Origin of the sequence: Rhodobacter sp. Har01 (assembly GCF_020564565.1) — a bacterium.
In the GTDB taxonomy this organism is placed as follows: Bacteria; Pseudomonadota; Alphaproteobacteria; order Rhodobacterales; family Rhodobacteraceae; genus Pseudogemmobacter.
On record NZ_JAJCTD010000005.1, the window covers coordinates 22,382 to 41,020 of the forward strand.

Annotated in this window: 14 protein-coding genes, 1 tRNA gene and 1 pseudogene; 8 read left to right on the forward strand and 8 right to left on the reverse strand. The window is 62.2% G+C overall.

Features of this window, described 5'->3' with window-relative positions:
* Nucleotides 1–36: 36 nt before the first annotated feature.
* From LHP98_RS12930 to LHP98_RS12945, 4 genes are read left to right on the forward strand one after another with little or no spacing between them, the layout of a single operon-like run.
* A complete protein-coding gene (locus LHP98_RS12930) occupies nt 37–1,443 on the forward strand; it encodes an N-6 DNA methylase (protein WP_413687711.1) in 1,407 nt (468 codons plus the stop codon).
* The gene (locus LHP98_RS12935) at nt 1,440–3,176 is read left to right on the forward strand and encodes a restriction endonuclease subunit S (protein ID WP_227252965.1); all 1,737 of its coding nucleotides are present in this window, start codon (nt 1,440–1,442) and stop codon (nt 3,174–3,176) included. The genes LHP98_RS12930 and LHP98_RS12935 overlap by 4 nt, the downstream gene beginning before the upstream one ends.
* On the forward strand, nt 3,173–4,126 hold the full coding sequence (locus LHP98_RS12940) for a DUF4145 domain-containing protein (RefSeq protein WP_227252966.1): 954 nt from the start codon (nt 3,173–3,175) through the stop codon (nt 4,124–4,126). The genes LHP98_RS12935 and LHP98_RS12940 overlap by 4 nt, the downstream gene beginning before the upstream one ends.
* Nucleotides 4,127–4,146: 20 nt before the next feature.
* Nucleotides 4,147–5,298 carry a nuclease gene (locus tag LHP98_RS12945; protein WP_227252967.1) on the forward strand — a complete coding sequence of 384 codons (1,152 nt, stop codon included), beginning with the start codon at nt 4,147–4,149 and terminating at the stop codon, nt 5,296–5,298.
* 120 nt (nt 5,299–5,418) lie between these two features.
* On the opposite strand, the gene LHP98_RS12950 is transcribed toward LHP98_RS12945, so the two are convergent.
* The 4 genes from LHP98_RS12950 to LHP98_RS12965 form a co-directional block, all read right to left on the reverse strand.
* A complete protein-coding gene (locus tag LHP98_RS12950; protein ID WP_227252968.1) occupies nt 5,419–7,200 on the reverse strand; it encodes a DUF927 domain-containing protein in 1,782 nt (593 codons plus the stop codon).
* 125 nt (nt 7,201–7,325) lie between these two features.
* Nucleotides 7,326–7,940, reverse strand: coding sequence for a hypothetical protein (locus LHP98_RS12955; RefSeq protein ID WP_227252969.1), 615 nt, complete (start codon nt 7,938–7,940; stop codon nt 7,326–7,328).
* Nucleotides 7,941–8,313: 373 nt separating this feature from the next.
* Nucleotides 8,314–9,285, reverse strand: a complete 972-nt coding sequence (locus LHP98_RS12960) for a hypothetical protein (RefSeq protein ID WP_227252970.1) — start codon at nt 9,283–9,285, stop codon at nt 8,314–8,316.
* A 321-nt stretch (nt 9,286–9,606) separates the two neighbouring features.
* Nucleotides 9,607–10,806 carry a Fic family protein gene (locus tag LHP98_RS12965; RefSeq protein ID WP_227252971.1) on the reverse strand — a complete coding sequence of 400 codons (1,200 nt, stop codon included), beginning with the start codon at nt 10,804–10,806 and terminating at the stop codon, nt 9,607–9,609.
* A 308-nt stretch (nt 10,807–11,114) separates the two neighbouring features.
* On the opposite strand from LHP98_RS12965, the gene LHP98_RS12970 reads away from it, so the two are divergent.
* Both LHP98_RS12970 and LHP98_RS12975 read left to right on the forward strand, forming a co-directional pair.
* Nucleotides 11,115–11,630: a hypothetical protein gene (locus LHP98_RS12970; RefSeq protein WP_227252972.1), complete on the forward strand. Its 516-nt coding sequence runs from the start codon at nt 11,115–11,117 to the stop codon at nt 11,628–11,630.
* Nucleotides 11,631–11,651: 21 nt separating this feature from the next.
* The gene (locus LHP98_RS12975) at nt 11,652–11,852 is read left to right on the forward strand and encodes a hypothetical protein (RefSeq protein ID WP_227252973.1); all 201 of its coding nucleotides are present in this window, start codon (nt 11,652–11,654) and stop codon (nt 11,850–11,852) included.
* Here the strand turns inward: LHP98_RS12975 and LHP98_RS12980 are convergent.
* The 3 genes from LHP98_RS12980 to LHP98_RS12990 form a co-directional block, all read right to left on the reverse strand.
* Nucleotides 11,834–13,108: a tyrosine-type recombinase/integrase gene (locus tag LHP98_RS12980; protein WP_227252974.1), complete on the reverse strand. Its 1,275-nt coding sequence runs from the start codon at nt 13,106–13,108 to the stop codon at nt 11,834–11,836. The two genes, LHP98_RS12975 and LHP98_RS12980, sit on opposite strands and share 19 nt — an antisense overlap.
* 167 nt (nt 13,109–13,275) lie before the next feature.
* A tRNA-Ser gene (locus tag LHP98_RS12985) sits at nt 13,276–13,366 on the reverse strand.
* Nucleotides 13,367–14,111: 745 nt separating this feature from the next.
* Nucleotides 14,112–14,549 carry an HGGxSTG domain-containing protein gene (locus LHP98_RS12990; RefSeq protein WP_227252975.1) on the reverse strand — a complete coding sequence of 146 codons (438 nt, stop codon included), beginning with the start codon at nt 14,547–14,549 and terminating at the stop codon, nt 14,112–14,114.
* A gap of 2 nt (nt 14,550–14,551) precedes the next feature.
* Here LHP98_RS12990 and LHP98_RS12995 point away from each other — a divergent pair, with 2 nt between their 5' ends.
* Both LHP98_RS12995 and LHP98_RS13000 read left to right on the forward strand, forming a co-directional pair.
* Nucleotides 14,552–15,583, forward strand: a complete 1,032-nt coding sequence (locus LHP98_RS12995; protein ID WP_227252976.1) for an IS110 family transposase — start codon at nt 14,552–14,554, stop codon at nt 15,581–15,583.
* A gap of 743 nt (nt 15,584–16,326) precedes the next feature.
* Nucleotides 16,327–16,909 (forward strand): annotated as a pseudogene (locus LHP98_RS13000) (transposase); the annotation flags it as partial.
* 166 nt (nt 16,910–17,075) lie between these two features.
* Here LHP98_RS13000 and LHP98_RS13005 read toward each other — a convergent pair.
* Nucleotides 17,076–18,632: a D-aminopeptidase gene (locus tag LHP98_RS13005; protein WP_227252977.1), complete on the reverse strand. Its 1,557-nt coding sequence runs from the start codon at nt 18,630–18,632 to the stop codon at nt 17,076–17,078.
* Between the last annotated feature and the right edge of the window lie 7 nt (nt 18,633–18,639).

An 18,639-nucleotide genomic window follows, 5' to 3' on the forward strand; every position in this document is an offset into this window, starting at 1 on the left:
TCCGTCCGCACCCTCGTCAAATCCATCCAGGACATCATGCGCAAGGACACCGGCGTCGACGGTGACGCGCAGCGTGTCAGCCAGCTCTGCTGGATGTTCTTCCTCAAGATCATGGACGATCAGGACGAAGCGCTCGAATTCACCCGCGATGCCTACACTTCGCCCATCCCGCAAGACCTGCAATGGCGAACCTGGGCCGCAGACCCCGAGGGCATCACCGGCGACGAACTGCTGACCTTCGTCAATGACGAGCTTTTCCCCGGCCTCAAGAAACTGAAAGGCGCCTCGCCGCGTGCCCGCGTCATCCGTGACGTTTTCGAAGACGCCTACAACTACATGAAGTCCGGCCAACTCCTGCGCCAGATCATCAACAAGATCAACGAGGTGGATTTCAACAACCTGACCGAGCGCCAGCACTTCGGCGACATCTACGAGCAGCTTCTGAACGACCTGCAGAACGCCGGAAACGCGGGCGAATACTACACCCCTCGCGCCGTCACCGCCTTCATGGTCCAGCAGGTCGACCCGCACCCCGGCGAAATCCTGATGGACCCGGCCTGCGGCACCGGCGGCTTTCTCACCTGCGCCATGCGCCACATGCGCGACCGCTACATCAAGCGGCCCGAGCAGGAGGACGCCATGCAGGCCGCCTTCCGCGCGGTCGAGAAGAAGCCCCTGCCCCACATGCTCTGCGTCACCAACATGCTGCTGCATGGCGTGGAAGAGCCGCACTTCGTCCGCCACGACAACACCCTCGCCCGCCCGCTGGCAAGCTGGACCAAGGACGAACGGGTGGACATCGTCCTGACCAACCCACCCTTCGGCGGCAAGGAAGAGGACGGGATCGAAGGCAACTTCCCCACCTTCCGCACCCGCGAGACCGCCGATCTGTTTCTCGCCCTGATCATCCGCCTGCTGAAACCCGGCGGCCGGGCGGCAGTCGTCCTGCCCGACGGCTCGCTCTTCGGCGAGGGCATCAAGACCCGGCTCAAGGAACACCTGATGGAGGAGTGCAACCTGCACACCATCGTGCGGCTGCCGAACTCGGTCTTCAAACCCTATGCCTCGATCGGCACCAACCTCTTGTTCTTCGAAAAAGGCCAGCCGACGCAGGACATCTGGTATTGGGAACACCGCGTGCCCGAGGGGCAGAAAGCCTATTCGATGACCAAGCCGATCCGGCTGGAACATCTGGCCGACTGCGCCGCTTGGTGGGGCGGGGCCGCACGGCAGGGCCGGGTCGAGGGGCCGCAAGCCTGGAAAGTGACGGCGGCCGAGATCAAGGCGCGGGGCTACAACCTTGACATCAAGAACCCCCATACCGTCGCCGATGACCACGGCGACCCCGAAACCCTGCTGGCCGATCTGGATGCGGCCGAGGCGCAGGTGGCCACCCTGCGCGATCAGTTGAAGGCGATCCTGAACGAGGCTCTGGCCCGATGAAGGACGGAATCTTCTCCGCCGAGCGCCTGCTGGCGCTTTATGACCGCGTGGCCGAGGCCGAGGACGCCATCCCCCGACTGCGCCGCTTCGTGCTGGATCTGGCCGTGCGCGGTAAGCTGGTGGAGCAAGACCCGAGCGACGAACCAGCGGCGGAGTTATTGAGGCGGATCGCGAAGGAAAAGGCACGGTTGGTCAAGGCGGGCGAGATCAGGAAACCAAAAACTCTTCCTCCAGTAGATCTCCGCGATGTCCACATAGACATGCCGATTGGATGGCGCTGTGCGCGTGTAGGTGAGTTGTCGACTGTCATCACCAAGGGCAGCACACCTACTTCTTACGGGCACGCTTATGCCGTCACTGGTGTCAACTTCATAAAGGTCGAATCCATCCGGAAAGGCAGGATTGCACCTGACAGGATTACCAGCTTCATTTCGGAAGAGACTAACGAATTTCTGTCCAGATCAAAGCTCCGGGAAGGTGATCTGCTTTTTTCAATAGCTGGCACCATCGGGACGTGCGCTCTTGTCACTGCTGAAATTCTTCCGGCGAACACAAATCAAGCGCTGGCAATCATTCGGGGCACGGGCTTCGTTTTCGAGGCAGATTTCCTGATCGTTGCATTACGCTCCTTCGTCTCCAACGCTATCCTAGACAAGGCACGGGGCGGTGCGATGAATAACGTTTCGCTGGACGATATCCAGAATCTAATCGTCCCCCTCCCACCCCTCGTCGAACAGCAGCGGATCGTGGCCAAGGTCGATGAACTCATGGCGCTGTGTGACAGGCTGGAGGCGGCGCGGGCGGGGCGAGAGGCGGTGCGGGATCGGCTGACCGCCGCCACCTGGGCCCGCCTGACCGCCCCCGAGACAGACGCCGAAACCTTCCCCACCCCCTCCTTCCAAACAAACGCCCGCTTCGCCCTGAAAACCCTCCCCACCCTCACCACCCGCCCCGACCAGATCAAAACCCTCCGCCAAACCATCCTGAACCTCGCCGTGCGGGGCAAGCTGTTGGAGCAAGACCCAACCGACGAACCGGCGACGGAGTTGCTGAAGCGCATTTCTCGAGATAAGTCAGACCGCGCAGTCTCAGCGAGAGATAGGCGCGCGACGAAGATAAGGCCGCTGTCTAGCAACGAGGCTCCATCGGATATTCCCGCCAACTGGGTTTGGGCGTCTTTCGGCGACGTGGCCATTTCTCGTGATGGTGATCGCGTCCCAGTATCACGCGAAGAGCGTGAACGAAGGGCCAAGGTTTACGACTACTACGGCGCGTCCGGCGTGATCGACAAGATCGATGGCTTTCTTTTCGATAAGCCACTTCTCCTGATTGGAGAGGACGGAGCCAACCTGATCAACCGGTCGACCCCAATCGCATTCATCGCGCGAGGAAAATATTGGGTGAATAACCACGCCCACGTCCTCGACGGCATCTCTGAGGGGTTCCTTCGGTATCTTGAACTCTTCATCAACGCGATTGACCTGAAACCTTACGTTACAGGCACGGCTCAACCGAAGATGAACCAGGCGAAGATGAACAGTATTCCTGTTGCACTCCCACCCCTCGCTGAACAACGCCGCATCGTGGCCAAGGTCGATGCCCTGATGGCGCTCTGCGATCAACTGGAAGCCAGCCTCACCACCGCCACCACCACCCGCTCCCGCCTCCTCGAATCCCTGCTGCACGAGGCGTTGGCGCCGGTTGCAGAGCCAATCACGAAGGCTGCGGAATGAGAAGGTTCGGCAAGGATTCTTCCGAGGTGGTTGAGTTCATGGCCTTCTTTGCGCGCCTGAAGCTATACTCCGATGACGCCCCCGAAGACCTTGCCGAAATGGCCGCCAGAGACTCCAGTGTGATGAGCATCTGCGCACAACTCTTCTTGTCGGCGGACTACCTCAGGATGAACGAACGCAGGTCGCGTGTGCTGTTCGCCGCCCCGGTCGATCCAGCCTTCCTGGCCGCATGGCGCGACTACGAGGAACGTTACGAAACCATCGTGTCAAGCATCTGGTTATCCGAACTGCTGCCGGAACTGGCTAGCACCGAACCCTCCCGCGCTCCCAAGGCGGACCTTCGCTGGATGAATGCCGACGACGAAGCGGGCGATCAAGCTGGAGTGATCGAGGAGGCGATCGAGTTTGCGCAATTCAACGCTGATCAAGAGGATCGGTGGATTGATCAGCCGGATTTCATGGAGCGGGTTCAGGACGGCATCGCTGCATGGGAGCGACTGAGCCAGGACACGGGGTTTGATCTGCAAGGGGTTTTCCGGCGCCGAGCCCTTATTCCATTTGTGCTTGTGCCACGCCATATCGCCGCCAAGCATGGAAGCGCCGAAACGTTGTCGATGCTGAAGAACCTGCAACAGGCACACGACGCATTCATCTTCGGCGCGACCTTTGCAGCCGTTGCACTTATGCGGTCGATCATGGAGGCCGTCCTGCGCGACCATTACCGCGCAGAGGGCAAGGATCTGAGCGAACGCATCCGAAATGCGCGTGGACGTCTTCCGCCCGGTGCCAGTGAGGGAGCCCTGCACAGACTGCGAAAGCTGGCAAACGCTATCCTGCACCTTGATCACGAAAAGGATGAGGGATTGCTGAAGATGGATCAAGCGCCTCAGGAGAAAGAAATCGTATCGCTGCTTTTTGCGCTTCGCGCGTTGATCGAGCGGGCGGAGTGATTTCGCATCTCCGGTGAATAGTGGACAAGGCCGAGGCCCACCGAACGGTCGCATCTACTCTTCTGGCCGATACTGACGCTGAAAATCTGGTTTGGAGTCTGGACATGCCGATATCACACGCCGTCTGGACGGTGGGACATGATCCGAGGGAAGTGCCACAAGGGCTCCTACCCTCGGAACAGCTTCTGGAGGCGATGATTGTGTCCCAGCCACGCATCCTCTCGTCGGAGTGGATGCTGATCGGCCGGCAGGTCGATACCGGTTACGGCGGACGACTCGACCTCTTGGCCATTGCGCCGGACGGATCTTTGATCCTGGTCGAGTTGAAGCGCGACCGCACCCCGCGCGAGGTGGTGGCGCAGGCGCTGGACTACGCATCGTGGGTCGAGAAACAAGATGCCAATGACATCGCAGCGATCTACGGACGATTCCGTCCGGGCCACAACCTTTCTGCCGATTTTCGCGAGAGGTTCGGCCAGCCCCTCGACGAGGAAACACTGAACGACAGCCACCAGATCGTGATTGTCGCTGCCACCCTGGATGCGAGCAGCGAGCGCATCGTCAACTATCTGAACGATCGCGGACTGGCGATCAACGTTCTGTTCTTCCAGGTCTTTAACCACGGCGACCAACAGCTTCTCAGCCGGGCCTGGCTGATTGACCCCGGCGAAGTGCAGGTCCACGTTGCGAATTCCGGCATCCGCGGCGAGAAAGAACCCTGGAACGGCGAATATTACGTCAGCTTCGGTGAATCGCAGAGTCGGCTGTGGGAGGAGGCAACGAGATTTGGCTTCGTCTCTGGAGGCGGCGGGTCATGGTATAGCAATTCGCTGCGCATGCTCTCGCCAGGAGATCGCATCTGGGTGAAAATCCCGGGCGAAGGATTTGTCGGCGTAGGCAGCGTCACGGGCGCACGCATCGCTGCAAGGGAGTTCACTATCGGTGAACGTCCAGCTCTGGAAACCTTGAAAGGCGACTATCATCGCGCGTTAATCGACGACCCTGAAAAGGCAGAATACTTTGTTCCAGTTGAGTGGGATATTACGGTCCCACGCGAGAAAGCCGTGCAAGAGGTTGGCATGTTCGGGAACCAAAACACGGTCTGCAAACCCGTCACGCCGAAATGGCGCACGACCGTCGAACGGCTGAAGGAGGTTTTCGGCGTTCGGTGAGGATTGAACCTTCCAACCGACGTGGTCGGTTACATTAGGGCAAGAGAAGAAGCGCTTCATCCTGGGGATCACGGGACCGCGGGACCGGTGGGACTAAGACTGGTCCCACCGGTCACCCGCCTATTCTGACTTGAACGCCATGACGCGCCGACGGTGCACTGTGTAGAGCCTCGGACGGCCGGGGATCGCGTGCGGGGCCTTGCGCATCTGGCGACCGCCATCACCCGGCAAGAGCATGTCGAGGCCCAACATGGCCTTCGCGGCGGCGGTCGTCATAGGATCAGGGAAAAGGAGCAGCCAGGTCTCCGGCTTCAAGTAGACATGGCCGTCGTCCTTCCAGCCCGGCCCGCCCCCGACGGGTTCGTCCTTCCCAATATCCGTCAACTCATGGATGCGGGTCGCGAGGAAGTTCTGCATCGGCTGGATGACCTTCGAGATCTGGTCGATCCTGTCTCCGAACTGCCGGTCGTGCCAGTCCCGGAAGGCGCCGAGCGCTGCAGACCGTGCCTCACCCTTTTCCCAGCCCGTCAGTTTCATCATGGTGGCAAGCTCTCCGGCGAGTGCCAGGAGGCCGAACCGCTGCGCAACGCGATGCGAGATGCCGTCCGGCTCACGTGCAAGGGAACTTACCGCTTTGGCGCCAAAATTCCTGATATAGCGCGTCCCGATTTCCGAAATATGGTCCTTGCTCGCGACGAGCATTCTGATGAACTCGTGACCGACGGCGCCGTGACTGATCTGGGTAGCTGCCTTGATGCTGTCGGCAAACTCTGCTGCACACGCTGCACCATGAAGATCATCAAAGACGCCATGGGCACGGCCGTCAGCTTCGATGTCGATAAGCCGCACCTCCTGGCCCGCCATGGCCGTGAGCTTGGCTTCCTTCAGCTTTTCTTCGACGCTCATTTCGCCGGAAGAGATCAGGGCGAGCCGCCAGCGACCGGTGTCCTTCAGGACGGCGTCCGTGTTCATCCGCGCCTTGCCGGTCCCGTTCGCCAACATGTAGATGGCCTCATGAAGCGCGCGCGGTGCGATCTCGCCGATCTCGTCAACGGCGAGAAGCATGTCGTTCATGCCGACGGCGACTCCTTCGAGGCCGTTGCTGGTTGCCCGCCACTGATGGATCAGTTCACGGCTGCCCCATACCGAGGCTGCAAGGTGCATGAGGGTGGTCTTCCCCGAAGAAGAAGAGCCCCGGAAGTGCAGTCCACCCCCAGACATCCCGGTAAGGGCCAGGAGAGGCCCGGAGAAGGCCAGAGAGGCTGCCAGGAGCATCATGTGGTTGCCACGGCACTTCTCACCCAGTTCCGACCGCCAGCTCTCCAGCGAGCCGCTGACACGCAGGGACTGCGTCGACGCAGCGCCGGAGCCAAGCATCGGAAAAACGTTCCGCGCCCCGATCACATCGTTACCGATCACGAAGGTGGCCGGACCATCCGGCACCCAGCCCATGCGCGTGACCGAGGTCATCTGCGACTGGGGCTTCCAGTGCCGAAGGAGAGCAAGAAGGCGTTCCTTCGACTTCTTGTCACGCCCAAGCTCAAGTCCATGGTCCAGCAGCTGCCCGAGGATATCAGAGCTCCTGCAACCCAGGTCTCGATTGAGCACCGGGACATCGTGCCACTGCCCATCCCGGGAACGCACGGCGACAACCTTGCCCCATCCCTTCCCGGCAGTATCCGAGAACGAGGCATCGACGCGAAGAGGCGTGCAGACGAACACGGGCGCCGCACTGTCGTTCTCGGGCATCTCGTAGATGCCATCGTCGAACAGGGCGAAGCCTTCAGGGATGGACGAGACCGGGACAGGGATCGGAAGGGTGGCAGCAGGTGCGGGAACGGCAGCAGCAGGGACCGCCGGCGTGTTGTCCGTTTCTTCGGGAGAGGAAACCAGGTCTTTCATGTTGAACTCCTTGAGGGTTTCTTGCCGGATTTCGGCAAGGTTGGGTTGGTCACGGCCGAAGCGACCGTGGTGGTGAGTTGCGGGTGATGGGAATTCGAATCGACCGGACTCGGTGTCCGGAAGGATCAGCTGCCGGTGGATGCCGGTGAGATGTTGTTGTTTGCCGCCTGCAGTTTCCGGGCGCGGACAGCCTCGTAGTGGTCACGCACCAACCGGGTCATCGAATGAGAGACCCACCAGAGCCTGCGATCATCGGCAAGTGACAGCAGCTTCTGCGTGAAACCCTTGTCCTTCAACAGGTAGTTCGACCACCCATCCGGCGCGAAAATTTCCTTCGCAAAGAACTGACGGGATCCGGAACGACCGGGGACGTATCCGACCGCCCTGCGCATCGCTTTCTGGATTGCCTGTTCCGGAACACCATTCGCGATAAAGGCGCCATGCAGATGCGGACGTCTGTCACCCTTGGTAGCCTCGAGAACCAGGAGGATCGGCAACCGATGAAGATCAAGCTTCTTCAGTTCAGCGTGCGTCCTCTTTCCGACCTGACGCATCGGCGCTTCGTTACCCATGAGGTAATTCGCGAAGTCCGGTGAGAGGTTCAGCGTGACCGCACGCCCGCGATTCTGATGTGCCAGACGCACGATCTCGCGGTTCTTCTCCGTCTTGGTCAGCTTGCTCCAGGGGCTGAAGGAGAGCGAGTGCTTCGGCGAGATCTCAACATTCATCGTCTTTGTCATGATGGTTTTCCATGGTGTGCTGTTGCTTTCGTTTGAGGGAGTGGTCGTGGTGGTTGGTGTGGTGAGAGGGTCAGAGGCGTGGAGAGCTGGAGAGCTAAGGGGCTAGAGAAAGAACGAGGAAGAGGAACATGAGGAACAGGGAACACTGGACAACGTCACGGCATGAGCCTTCCCGGCCCTGAAAACGCTGGGCTTTCAGGTCACTTCCGGAGGGTGGTTTTTTGGACATTTCTTGCCGGTCGGGCCAGAGAGCTGGCCCGTCAATTCCGGCTGGGTGGGAACTCGATCAGTCTGTCAGGGTTCGGCGGACCGCTGGATCAGATGGACTGCGAGGTTGGCTGGAAGGCTCCGCGGCTGCGGGCTGATCTGGGGCTCAATCCGTGATCTGCCTGTTCTGCGCCAACTCGACGCTGATGAGGTGGCGCACCGCTTTTGCAACGAAATCCGGCTCGGAGACTCGCAGTTCTCTTGCCAGGTTGCGCAGTGCCACCACATCGATGTTCGCCACCGCGCCGGTCACGACACTTTCAATCCACGCGGGCGACGTCCCGATCGAGCTTGCAAGCACATCAGCATTCTTCCCACTGGCAACCACGGCCTTCTGCAAAGCCTGGTCAAAGGTGAGGTCAGGGCTGGCGAGAATGTCGGTGATGGCAATGTCTGAGGAGTCCTTCATCGCCACACGGTTCGGCACGAAACCACGTCGCCGAGACAGCCAGCGCAACGCTTCGGCGCAGCTCAACTTGGCACTCTTATCGTCGTCGCGACGCCCGGTGTCGCCCTGGGCTGCAACCACGTCGAGCTTGAAGCCCTCCTTGCTGAGAGAGGTCCGCACAGCCGGGATCGTCATGTTCGAAAGAAGCGACAGTGCTCGAACCGATAATCCCCAGTCGTATTCCTCGTTGTAAAGGTCCCAACGGGCGATAAAGGTCTCGAACATCCGGCGCAGCGGAAAGTCGTTTATACTGCTCAGTGGCGATGGCTCGCCGTCCTCGTCCGACTGCGGAAACCCACCGACCAAGGCGCACTCGACGCAGTGGTAGTCTTCGTAGTTTGCAGCTTCGCAACCATCCAGTTGATATGCATAGGCGAAAGCATTGCGCGCCAAGCGATGCAGATAGTGGCGATGCAACGGGATGGACTGCAACACTTCCTCCAACCAGCCCGCTTTCCGATCAGGATCATAGTTGTCCAGCAGATCGGGATCGATGCCGAGATAGAGTTCTCCGAGCTTCTCAGAACTTGGGCCGAAAAGCCGCAGGATCGACAGCTGACAGAGGATCGCTTTGCGCACCTGATCCTCGATTTCTTCCCAGGTGTAGGGGGCGGAGTTTGATCTGTTCATCGGCGCTACCTTCGCTCCAATCGTGATGCTGATGATATACTGCCATCATGATTGGACTGCAATAGTGATCTCGCTATGATAGCAACATTTCCATATCTCCCCGGAAGGGAGGAGGCGGTAGCGACCCCGGAAGCGTCCGAAAGCCCACAAATGCTCATCGCAGCTGACGATGACTTGGCCCGAAGCGACTGGTTGGCTGGCTCGCCCCACCTTGCAGCTGGTCCCACCGGTCCCACTGGGACCGTGGGACCAAGGGACAACAGGATGGATATCAAGAGTGCTTGCACGCCTCAGGCAGGCCACCAGCGCAAGCGCCGGGAATCATCCCGGTGGAGCATCGGTGAACAGGTTGGGGAACAGCCGCTCGCGGTAGTCCAAGGGGAAGGCGAGTCGCACAGGGGTCTTGGGGCTGTCGGAGGTCAGGAACCCTGCCCTCACCAGGTCGCCCAAGGTCTTGCGCGCCGTGACGGCCGAGACCTTCAGCACGATCGCGGCATCCCCCCGTTCCATCCGGCCAAACTTCAGCACGGCCGAAATCAGGTCGGGTGCGCGCCTGTCGCCGGTCACATCGGCGACGAGCCGGCGATAGCGGTCCTCGAGGCCGGCAACGTCGAACAGTCGGCTGGAAAAGGTTATCTGGTCCAGCATGACCTCCATGAACCAGCGCGTGAAGGTCTCGAGCGCAGCCTCGGACAGGTTTCCCCGACCATCCCGATCGCCGCGCCGGGGACTGTCAGCCATGTCCATCATCCGCATATATTCGCCACTGTCCTTGAGCCCTCGCGCGAGGCCGCGTGACACGGACCACAGCCCATGCCCGCCGATCCCGGCCTGCAGTGCCATGGCATGGGACATCAGGCGGCTGACCCTGCCGTTGCCGTCCGGGAAGGGGTGGATGTAGTTCAGCCGGTGGTGTGCCGCAGCAATCGCAATGATGCGGCCACTCGGCGACGCTTCGGCCGACCGGAACCGCATTGCGAAATGATCAAGGAACGCGGCAACCCGATGAGAGGAGGGCGGTTGGTGCCGTCCGACCGCGACCTCGTGATCGCCTTCGCCCCGAAATCGTCCGGGGATGATCGCTGCTGTCGTCCCATCGGGATAGGTCACAAAGCGGAATTCGGGTGGCATCTCGCTGTAGAACGCCTGGTGCACCCAGGCGAGGAACGCCGGATCCGTTGCCGAACCCAGCCGACCTTCCCTGAAGCGTCGGTCGATCTCGCGCTGGACGATCACGTGTGCCCGCGCCTCCAACGCCAGTGGGCGGGTTTCCTCGGCGAGTTCGGCGCCCGCTAGGGCAGCTTCAATGTCCCTCGGACGGGTGTTGTGACCCTCGATCAGGTTCGAGTAGTAGCAGTTCATCATCCGGACGAGGTCAGCCAACTCGGCCGCGCTGTCAGGATGCAGCCCGCGGCCCAACTGGTCCGCCGCGCGCATCAGTTCGACGGCCAGATCGGCCAGGACCGCAGGAACCCGTTCTTCGAACAGGCAAGGTTCGATCCGTCCGGGAGTCTCGATCATTCTGTCGATCCTGGTTCCACCTCTTCCCCCTAACATATATGGGAAATTTGTGCATCTGGATAGATTTCTGTCGATCTTTGCTGTCGATCTTCGGTTTCGATGGGGCCGAGCGGGCACAGTTGTCGAAAGTCTCAACCACTCGGCAATGCGCACCGTCGAGGGCTGGTCTACCTCTCCAGAATCGCGACCTGGTCCATGCGCACCCCAGCAAGAAGGCCCTCTGCACACCCTTGACGCGGGGACTTCGGCGCAGTATGTGATTGTTATCGTCACATTCACCATCACGCAGCGAGGCCCCGAAGATGGCAATGACCGCAGCCGAGCGCAAACGCCTTCAGGTCGAACGCGACCGAGCCCGAGCCAAACGGCAGCTTGACCTGGTCTATGTTCTGCCCCGCCCGCCGTTCGGCACCTGGCTTGACGACGATGATCGGGCGTCAGCCGTCGATCATCTTGCGATCTGCTACGATGGCATGAACCGTGAACCCCCGAACTTCCAAGATGACAATGACCCCGTCTCGGCCTCGGGGCACTTCGAGTTCCCGTCGACCGAAGACGGAGAGCCGAGTTACCGCGGCGCACTCGGGCGTGCCGAACTGGAAGTGGACTTGCTGATCGAGGCCGCGAAGACCCTCGCCGACCTCATCAACGACTACAAGCGAGAGGTCATTGCCGATCGTATTCGGCAGATCGAACTCCACGACCTCGACGAATCAGATACGCGCAAGGAACGGCTGAAGGAGATCGTCGAGCTGAACAAGGCGCTTGAACGGCTGGACAGGTCTGTGCGGGCCGAACTGCCCCAGTGGCAGCTTCGAGGCTGATAGCGTCGAGATCCCAAGAGCATGGAATGCACTCTTCCCCTTGAAGCCGAGCGCGACCGTCTCGAGATCGCCCTGGGCGTTCTCGCGGCGCTCGTCGCGAAGGACACAGCATTCCTGCCCTTCTTCCAGCACATCGAAGAGGAGTTGAACCGGATGAACGCGAGCACTTCAGCCCTGGATCGCGCCCGGCAGATCGCGGCTCGTCAAAGGGCGATGCGCTGAACGATCTCGTGCGCCTGCTCGAGAGACGCGCCACTGCCATAGCGTTCGCGGTCGAGGGCATGTCCCATCAGGTCCCTACGAATGCGCTCGTCGACCCCGGCGGCCAGCAACCGGTCCTCGAACGAGTGACGCAGGCTGTAGACGACATGGTCGTCGCTCTCCATCAGTCTGTTCTCGCGCAGGAACTTGTTGATGGTGGCCGACAGGCCCGGCTTGTCGCGATACCGCGGAAAGCCGTTCCGGCACTCCCGAAGCGCCTGCAGGCTGACACCTGCGAGCGGGATCGTCCGCTTCGCGTTCCGGGTCTTCAGTTGCCGCCCCTCCGGTCGGATCAGGATATGGGGCACCGTGCCGTCCAGCTGGATGTGCGTCGGCAACAGGGCTGCACCCTCGCTTGGCCGGTAGCCGGTGTTGATCATGCCCAGAAGGATGCAGCGCGCTTCGGTGTTCAGGCCGGAGAGCGCACCTGGTGCGAGCAGCCGCGTGGTGATCCATTCGCGCGAGAACGGTGGGCGCTGGTCGGCATCGCCCTGCTTGAAGGCCAGTCCACCGAGGGGAAGGTCCAGCCCAAGGCGCTTGAGCTCGTTGACCCGCTTCAGCACCTTTCCGATATGGGTCAGATCCTTGTTCGCCGAGTTCGCGGTCAGGTCGCCCTTCTCCATCCGCTCGGCCCACCAGTCGCGGAAATCCAGCATGTCATCGCGGCTGATTGCGTCGATCCGCTTGTCGCCGATCACCTCAATCAGGTTCCTGACGGCCTTCGTGACCGGGTTCTTCGCACGGCGAACCTGATCCTCGCTCTTGCCGATCAGGTCGCTTGCGGTCAGCTGCCAGAAGAGATCAAGCGCCCGGCTGATCTTGAGACCGGGGTCCGGAACTGTGCCGAGGAGTGCCTCGGCTTCCCTCTGGCTGGGAACGCCCTTCCTGACGGCGATCGCCTCGACGCGCTTCAAGAGCTGTTGGACGGGCTGCTCAAGCAGGGTGCTTGCAGGTGTATAGGAAAACCCCTTGGCCTCGACCAGTTCCCTGGCCACATCGAGCCTCGCCTCCGCGTCAGTCGTGTCGCCGGCCAGCAGCGCGTCCCATCTGGCGATCTGCTGCTGCCAGATCGTGACGGCCCGCGCTTCCGCGACCGAGGGAGAATCCGTATCCAGGGAAACCCAGACGAACGTTCGCGGCTCGACCGCCGCATACTTCCTCGGCACGCGGCGGCGCAGTTCAAGAGTGCCCTTCTTCGATCGCGGCTTGATGGTCATGCCCGCTCCGTCGGCGCCACGACTGCCCGAAAAGAGGCGCAGTTGTGCAGCAGAATGTGTAGCAAATTGTGTAGCAAAGGCCACTCATCACCCATGCTCCACCCATATCAATAGCTAAATTTTCAAGGGAATTCAAGCGCCTGACTTGTCGATGCGCTTGATGGGGGTGGCGGAGACGAAGGGATTCGAACCCTCGAGACCCTTTAGAGGTCTGCGCCCTTAGCAGGGGCGTGCCTTCGACCACTCGGCCACATCTCCGCCGGCGTGTTTATTGAGGAAGGCGGGCGGGGGCAAGGGGAAAAGGGCCTTGGATCGCGGCGCTTGAACTCCCGGTTCCAACGCATAAGCTGGTGATTGAGCGTATCAGAGGCCAGTCATGCCAAGTTCCACCAACGACAAGCGCATCCTCGGAGATGTGCTCCGGTTGGATGGCTGGATCGCCGCATTCACCAAGGCCGGCACCGCAAGCGTTCACCTCGACTGCGTCTTCCGAACGGTCGAACTCGGCAGCCGGACTGAAGACGAAATCTCCCTGCGCCTGGCCCTGCGACGCGCAGAAAGCTACCTGCGCACGATGGACGGAGACCCCTACGCCATCGTGAAGGGCTCGCAGGGGTCTTTGCCGGTCACCCCCGTCAAGGTACAGACCGCAACCCACAGGAAGCAAAGCAAAACCGGTCGAACGGCCATCGCCTCCACGCTGACAAGTCCCGGAGCGCGCGTCTCTGGGAAATTCGCCCTGACCGATTCCACAAGCGAGGCCGAAAAGTCCTTCCGTCTGCCCCACCGCGTCCAGCACCTCGCCGACGTTCGCGACGGCGACGGACCGGGTTTCGAGGTCCGGACGGCCGAAGAGGTCGGCGTCCTCGAAGGCCATGCCTGGCAATCCCCGCGCGCGTGCCCAATGGTGTTGTTTTCCTGCATTCTGGAAAGGCAGGTGTGCACGGTGTGGAGTCAGACGGGCTGGTCCGTGCCCAGCGCCGCCGCTGTGTTTCGGCAATCCTCACGCGTCCTTCTGCCTCTTGGCCCCGGTGGATTTCCCGCCGTGAAACTTGCAGCGCCGCTTGCCGGGTTCACTCAGCAGCCGAGAGGCAAGCCCCTTGTGCGTTCTCGCCCCGCAAAGCACGCGGGCCTTGGCCCGGCGCTGGGCGTCTCGTGCCTTGATCCGCGTCCCCTCCGCAGCCACCAAGCGGTCAATCATCGCTTGCAGGGGGTCGGTAACACGCCATCCCCACGTGCACGCACTTGATAGGATGAAATCCCGCAGTTCGGGCAGGTCCAGCACTTCGGCAAAGCGGCGGGGCGCGCCGTAGCGAAGCGGGACAACCGGCTTGGCTTCCCAATAGAACACCGCCTCCCGGTCGAAGCCCGCGCGTGCCGCCCGTTCGGCCTGTGTCAGCCGCGCGGCCATGCGTTGTTCGCGCAGCTTCGCGCCGGTCATCCATGAAGGAAGTTAGCACTATCGGCGTCGACCTGGCAAAGAACGTGTTCCAGCTGCACGGCGCGGCCGCGGATGGTTCAGTCATGTTCCGCAAGAAGCTGTCGCGACCGCAGTTCCAGCGCTTCATGGCGGAGCATCCGCAATGCCTCGTGGTGATGGAGGCCTGCGGTGGTGCGGATCACTGGGCGCGGGAACTGGTGCGGGTCGGCCATGAGGTGAAACTGATCGCACCGCGCTATGTCAAGCCGTTCATCAAAAGGCAGAAAAACGACGCGGCGGACGCGGAGGCGATCGTGGAAGCGGCGCTGCGCCCGACCATGCGCTATGTCGAGCCGAAGACCAGCGACCAGCAATCGCGCTCCATCCTGTTCCGCACTCGCGAGCAGTTCGTGAAACAGCGCACAGAAGCGGTCAATGCGCTGCGGTCGCACCTGTACGAGTTCGGTTTCATCGCGCCCGAGGGGATCGGCTATCTTCCGCGCCTTGGCGCCCTCATCAAGGACGCAAACTCCGATTTGCCGCCGCTCGCCCGGGAAATCTGCAGTGAACTCCTGGACCAGATCACGCATCTGACCGCCCGTATCAATGCCATGAAGAAGAGGATCGACGCGATTGCAAGGGAAGGCGAGACATCCCGCCGCCTGCAGACAATGCCGGGTGTGGGTCCGATCAGCGCTCTGGCAGTCGAGACCTTCGCGCCGCCGATGGAGCAGTTCAAGCGCGGCCGCGACTTTACAGCTTGGCTTGGGCTCGTGCCGCGACAGGCGTCGACCGGCGGCAAGCAACGGCTTGGAAAAACCTCGAAGATGGGGCAACGCGACATTCGCCGTCTGCTGATCACCGGCGCAATGGCCGTGATCCGCTGGGCCCTGCGCCGAGGCACACCGCAAAACCCCTGGCTTGAGCGCATGTTGGAACGCAAGCCACCGATGGTCGCGGCCTTCGCACTGGCCAACAAGATGGCGCGCGGACTCTGGGCGATGCTCACGCGCGGTAAAGACTATCGCGATCCGGTGATCGCCAGCGCTGCTTGATCCGGCAGCAGAACGCGAAACCGGAACGCAGAGTTATGAGGAAGGCATGATCCGAATGGGCAAATGATCGACATGATCCGGGTTGGGCAAACCAGAAACCTTCTCAGAGTTTCGAGCTCGTTGTTGGAGATTTGGTCGCGGTCCGCGCATCTCCATCTTGGCCAGCGGCATCCAATAGGCCGCGCTATCAGGCCTGACAAGAGTCCGCACTCGATCACATGTCTAAGGTTCAGAAATTCCTTGCAAATGAGGGCGGCATCCACAAGAGAAGGTTCGACCGCAGGCCTGTTCCCGCTGCCAATTTTTCATCACAACCATATGAAATAATTTGATTTTACTGCAGAGCTTGGAGCATGTCCCCATCTTTGTTCCCACTCCAGACTGGCGGCCCCACCTGGAATGCCACGTATCGCCTGATGCCCGTTTGAGCAGCTAGCCCTGGTTTTCGGGCGGAGGTCACCAGGATCTGGATCAACTGCAGCGAATCCCCTTCCTCTGTAGGTGTGCCCTGCACGCGATCGGCCTTGCGCTCAGAGCAAGGCGAAATACGTCATGTTCTCTTGTGGGCCCTGTCGCACCAATCCCGTCCGGGAGTCACCGCTTGAATCCGGCGTGAGAGTTGGGGTGGTTGAGCAGACCGAACACACCGGCTTGCAGGACCCTGACCTGGCCCGTGCATGACAGGGCGCTCAAGCGCCGCGGGTCGCTGACGGTCTGGTTTGATCCTGGCCCGGCCTGGGCGGCGCAGGATCCATCTCGGGATCGATGAGGAAACACTGGAGATCAGGGCGGTCGAGGGCACCAGCGGCGACATCGGCGGTGCGCCCATGCTGCCCGGACTACTGGCCCGGATCCCCGCCGATCAGGACATCGCCAGGGTCACGGCCGACGGCGCCTGCGGCACTCGAAACGGCCACGACGCCATCGCAGAAAGGGGCGCTGCCGTCATCCCGCCCCGCAGGAATGCCAAGCCGTGGAAGGCGATCACGGCAGGGGCTGCCGCGCGCTCTGGCGAAGGCGGAGCGGCTACCACCGCAGACGCCGCGTCGAAACCTGGATGCACCGGGTGAACCGAAGGCCCGCGAAGCGAAACTGCCGGGCCAGCGCCTCATGGCCCGGGACTTCGACCGTCAGGCCGCGGAGTCCCGGGTTCGTGTTCATCGCAGGTCGCTGGAACCGGTGGCGCGCACCTGCGATATCCTGAACGGTCACACCGCCCTCGGCATCCCCGTCACACAGGCCGTGGGACAGGTCTGTCCGGGGAAACGGGCAGTCTGGCCGTCAGCCGATCTGTGCAACAGCACCTGCATGGCCAAATCCTTCTGATCCTGCCTGGATCACTGTGGCACAAGTGCCGTCAGGAGGAGCCAGCCAACCCATCGTCAGAGCCATCTTGATCGCGACGAAACCGGTGGACTTCCGCTGTTGTCGCCGTGGCCGTCCGCTCTGCGCGCCCGGGACCAGTCTGACCGGACGCGGTGCGCCGGCCGGATCAGACCCGTCGGTATTCGATCCCGTGGGCCAGCCAGCAGCCCAGGGTCAGGCCGACGATCCTGCCTCCGCCGTCGCGCCGGACGAGCAGCGTCCAGTCGCCAGGCGCAGGAGCATCCATCGAGCGCCGGGTGGCGATGATCCAGACGTCCTTGCCGGCCGGCTCGATCCGTTCCATCCGGCCCTTGCCCAGCATGCCGGCGAACCGTGCATGGACACCGCCATCCCGCGCCTCGATGGTCACGTCGGCCTCAAGCTCGGTCGATGCGTAGCAACCGGCAAGTTCGGCCGCATCGCCCGCGTCGACCACGGCCAGCGGAGGCAGGATCGCACTGGTGTTGTCGGCAATGCGCTGCATCTCCAGCCGGTCGCCCTGGCGCCGCAGCACCACGCCGGGCGCGACCAGCGTGCCATCAGGGGCCAGGGTCACCGTGTCAGGAATCGTTGCGTGCGAGAGCACGGCCGAGGTGCGGCCACAGGAGATGCGGGTCACCAGGTTGTCGGGGCCCAGCCACTGGCCGTCCCAGCCATCCGGGATCGGCGGGGCGGCGGGTTCGGGCTGGCCCAGGGCCGCAAGGACCAGGCTTTCGGCGGCGGCATGGCAACTGGCCTCGTGATTGAACATCACCACCACCGACAGCCGCGCCTCGCGCGCGTTCAGCCTTTGCGCGCGGAACCCCCGCAGCGCGCCGGCATGACCGGTGAAGGCCAGCCCGGCGATGGTTTCATGCGCCAGGCCATAGCCGTAGTAGGCCGGGGTGCCGTCGGAAAACGTTGGCGGGGCCGAGGCGCGGCGGTACAGGCTGGCCGGGTCGTCGCGGGTGGCGTCGATCCAGGCCTCGTAGGCCAGCATGTCGGTCAGCGAGGCCGAAATGCCGGCATCGCCGATCCAGAAGATGGCGTTGTCGGCGGGGAAATACCCGGTCGCCTGGGTGCCTTCGTAGCCCACGACGCCATCGGCCGGATGGCGCGTGTCGGCGGTCAGCACGGCAGTCTTCATCCCGGCCGGTTCCCAGATGTGGCGGGCGTAGAGCCGGTCCAGCGGCTCGCCCGTCTCGCTCTCGATCAGTTCCGAGACGATGCGGAAGTTGCAGTTGCAGTAGGAATAGCGGCTGCCGGGGGCGAAATGCCCGGTCTTCATCCGCGCGATCAGCGGCAGGGCGTCGGCGCGCGCGAAGGTCTGTTCGGCGAAGGCCCCGTGCAGCACCGTCAGGGCCCAATAGTCGCGCAGGCCCGACTGGTTGGCGCAAAGCTGGGTCACGGTCGGCAGCGGGCCGGTGAAGTTCGGCAGATACTCGGCCACGCGGGCGTTCAGCCGGTCGGGATCGCCCGCGGTGGCCAGCAGCACCTGGCAGGTGAACTGCTTGGAGATCGAGCAGATCGGCAGCCGGGTGCCGGGGGTCATCGGCACGCCGGTGTCGACATTGGCGTGGCCCCAGGCGCGGGCGGCAACAACCTTGCCGTCCTGCATCACGCCGGCCACGCCTCCGGGGCCGGGAAAGCGCTTGGGCAAGGCGTCAAGTGCTGCGTCAAGGGCGGCTTGGTCGATCCGGGTCATCGTGGCA

Coding starts and splice junctions, on each gene's coding strand:
- LHP98_RS12930 (WP_413687711.1), top strand. CDS start 37: ATGCGCAAGGACACCGGCGTCGACGGTGACGCGCAGCGTGTCAGCCAG.
- LHP98_RS12935 (WP_227252965.1), top strand. CDS start 1,440: ATGAAGGACGGAATCTTCTCCGCCGAGCGCCTGCTGGCGCTTTATGAC.
- LHP98_RS12940 (WP_227252966.1), top strand. CDS start 3,173: ATGAGAAGGTTCGGCAAGGATTCTTCCGAGGTGGTTGAGTTCATGGCC.
- LHP98_RS12950 (WP_227252968.1), bottom strand. CDS start 7,200: ATGAAAGACCTGGTTTCCTCTCCCGAAGAAACGGACAACACGCCGGCG.
- LHP98_RS12955 (WP_227252969.1), bottom strand. CDS start 7,940: ATGACAAAGACGATGAATGTTGAGATCTCGCCGAAGCACTCGCTCTCC.
- LHP98_RS12960 (WP_227252970.1), bottom strand. CDS start 9,285: ATGAACAGATCAAACTCCGCCCCCTACACCTGGGAAGAAATCGAGGAT.
- LHP98_RS12965 (WP_227252971.1), bottom strand. CDS start 10,806: ATGATCGAGACTCCCGGACGGATCGAACCTTGCCTGTTCGAAGAACGG.
- LHP98_RS12970 (WP_227252972.1), top strand. CDS start 11,115: ATGACCGCAGCCGAGCGCAAACGCCTTCAGGTCGAACGCGACCGAGCC.
- LHP98_RS12975 (WP_227252973.1), top strand. CDS start 11,652: ATGGAATGCACTCTTCCCCTTGAAGCCGAGCGCGACCGTCTCGAGATC.
- LHP98_RS12980 (WP_227252974.1), bottom strand. CDS start 13,108: ATGACCATCAAGCCGCGATCGAAGAAGGGCACTCTTGAACTGCGCCGC.
- LHP98_RS12990 (WP_227252975.1), bottom strand. CDS start 14,549: ATGACCGGCGCGAAGCTGCGCGAACAACGCATGGCCGCGCGGCTGACA.
- LHP98_RS12995 (WP_227252976.1), top strand. CDS start 14,552: ATGAAGGAAGTTAGCACTATCGGCGTCGACCTGGCAAAGAACGTGTTC.
- LHP98_RS13005 (WP_227252977.1), bottom strand. CDS start 18,632: ATGACCCGGATCGACCAAGCCGCCCTTGACGCAGCACTTGACGCCTTG.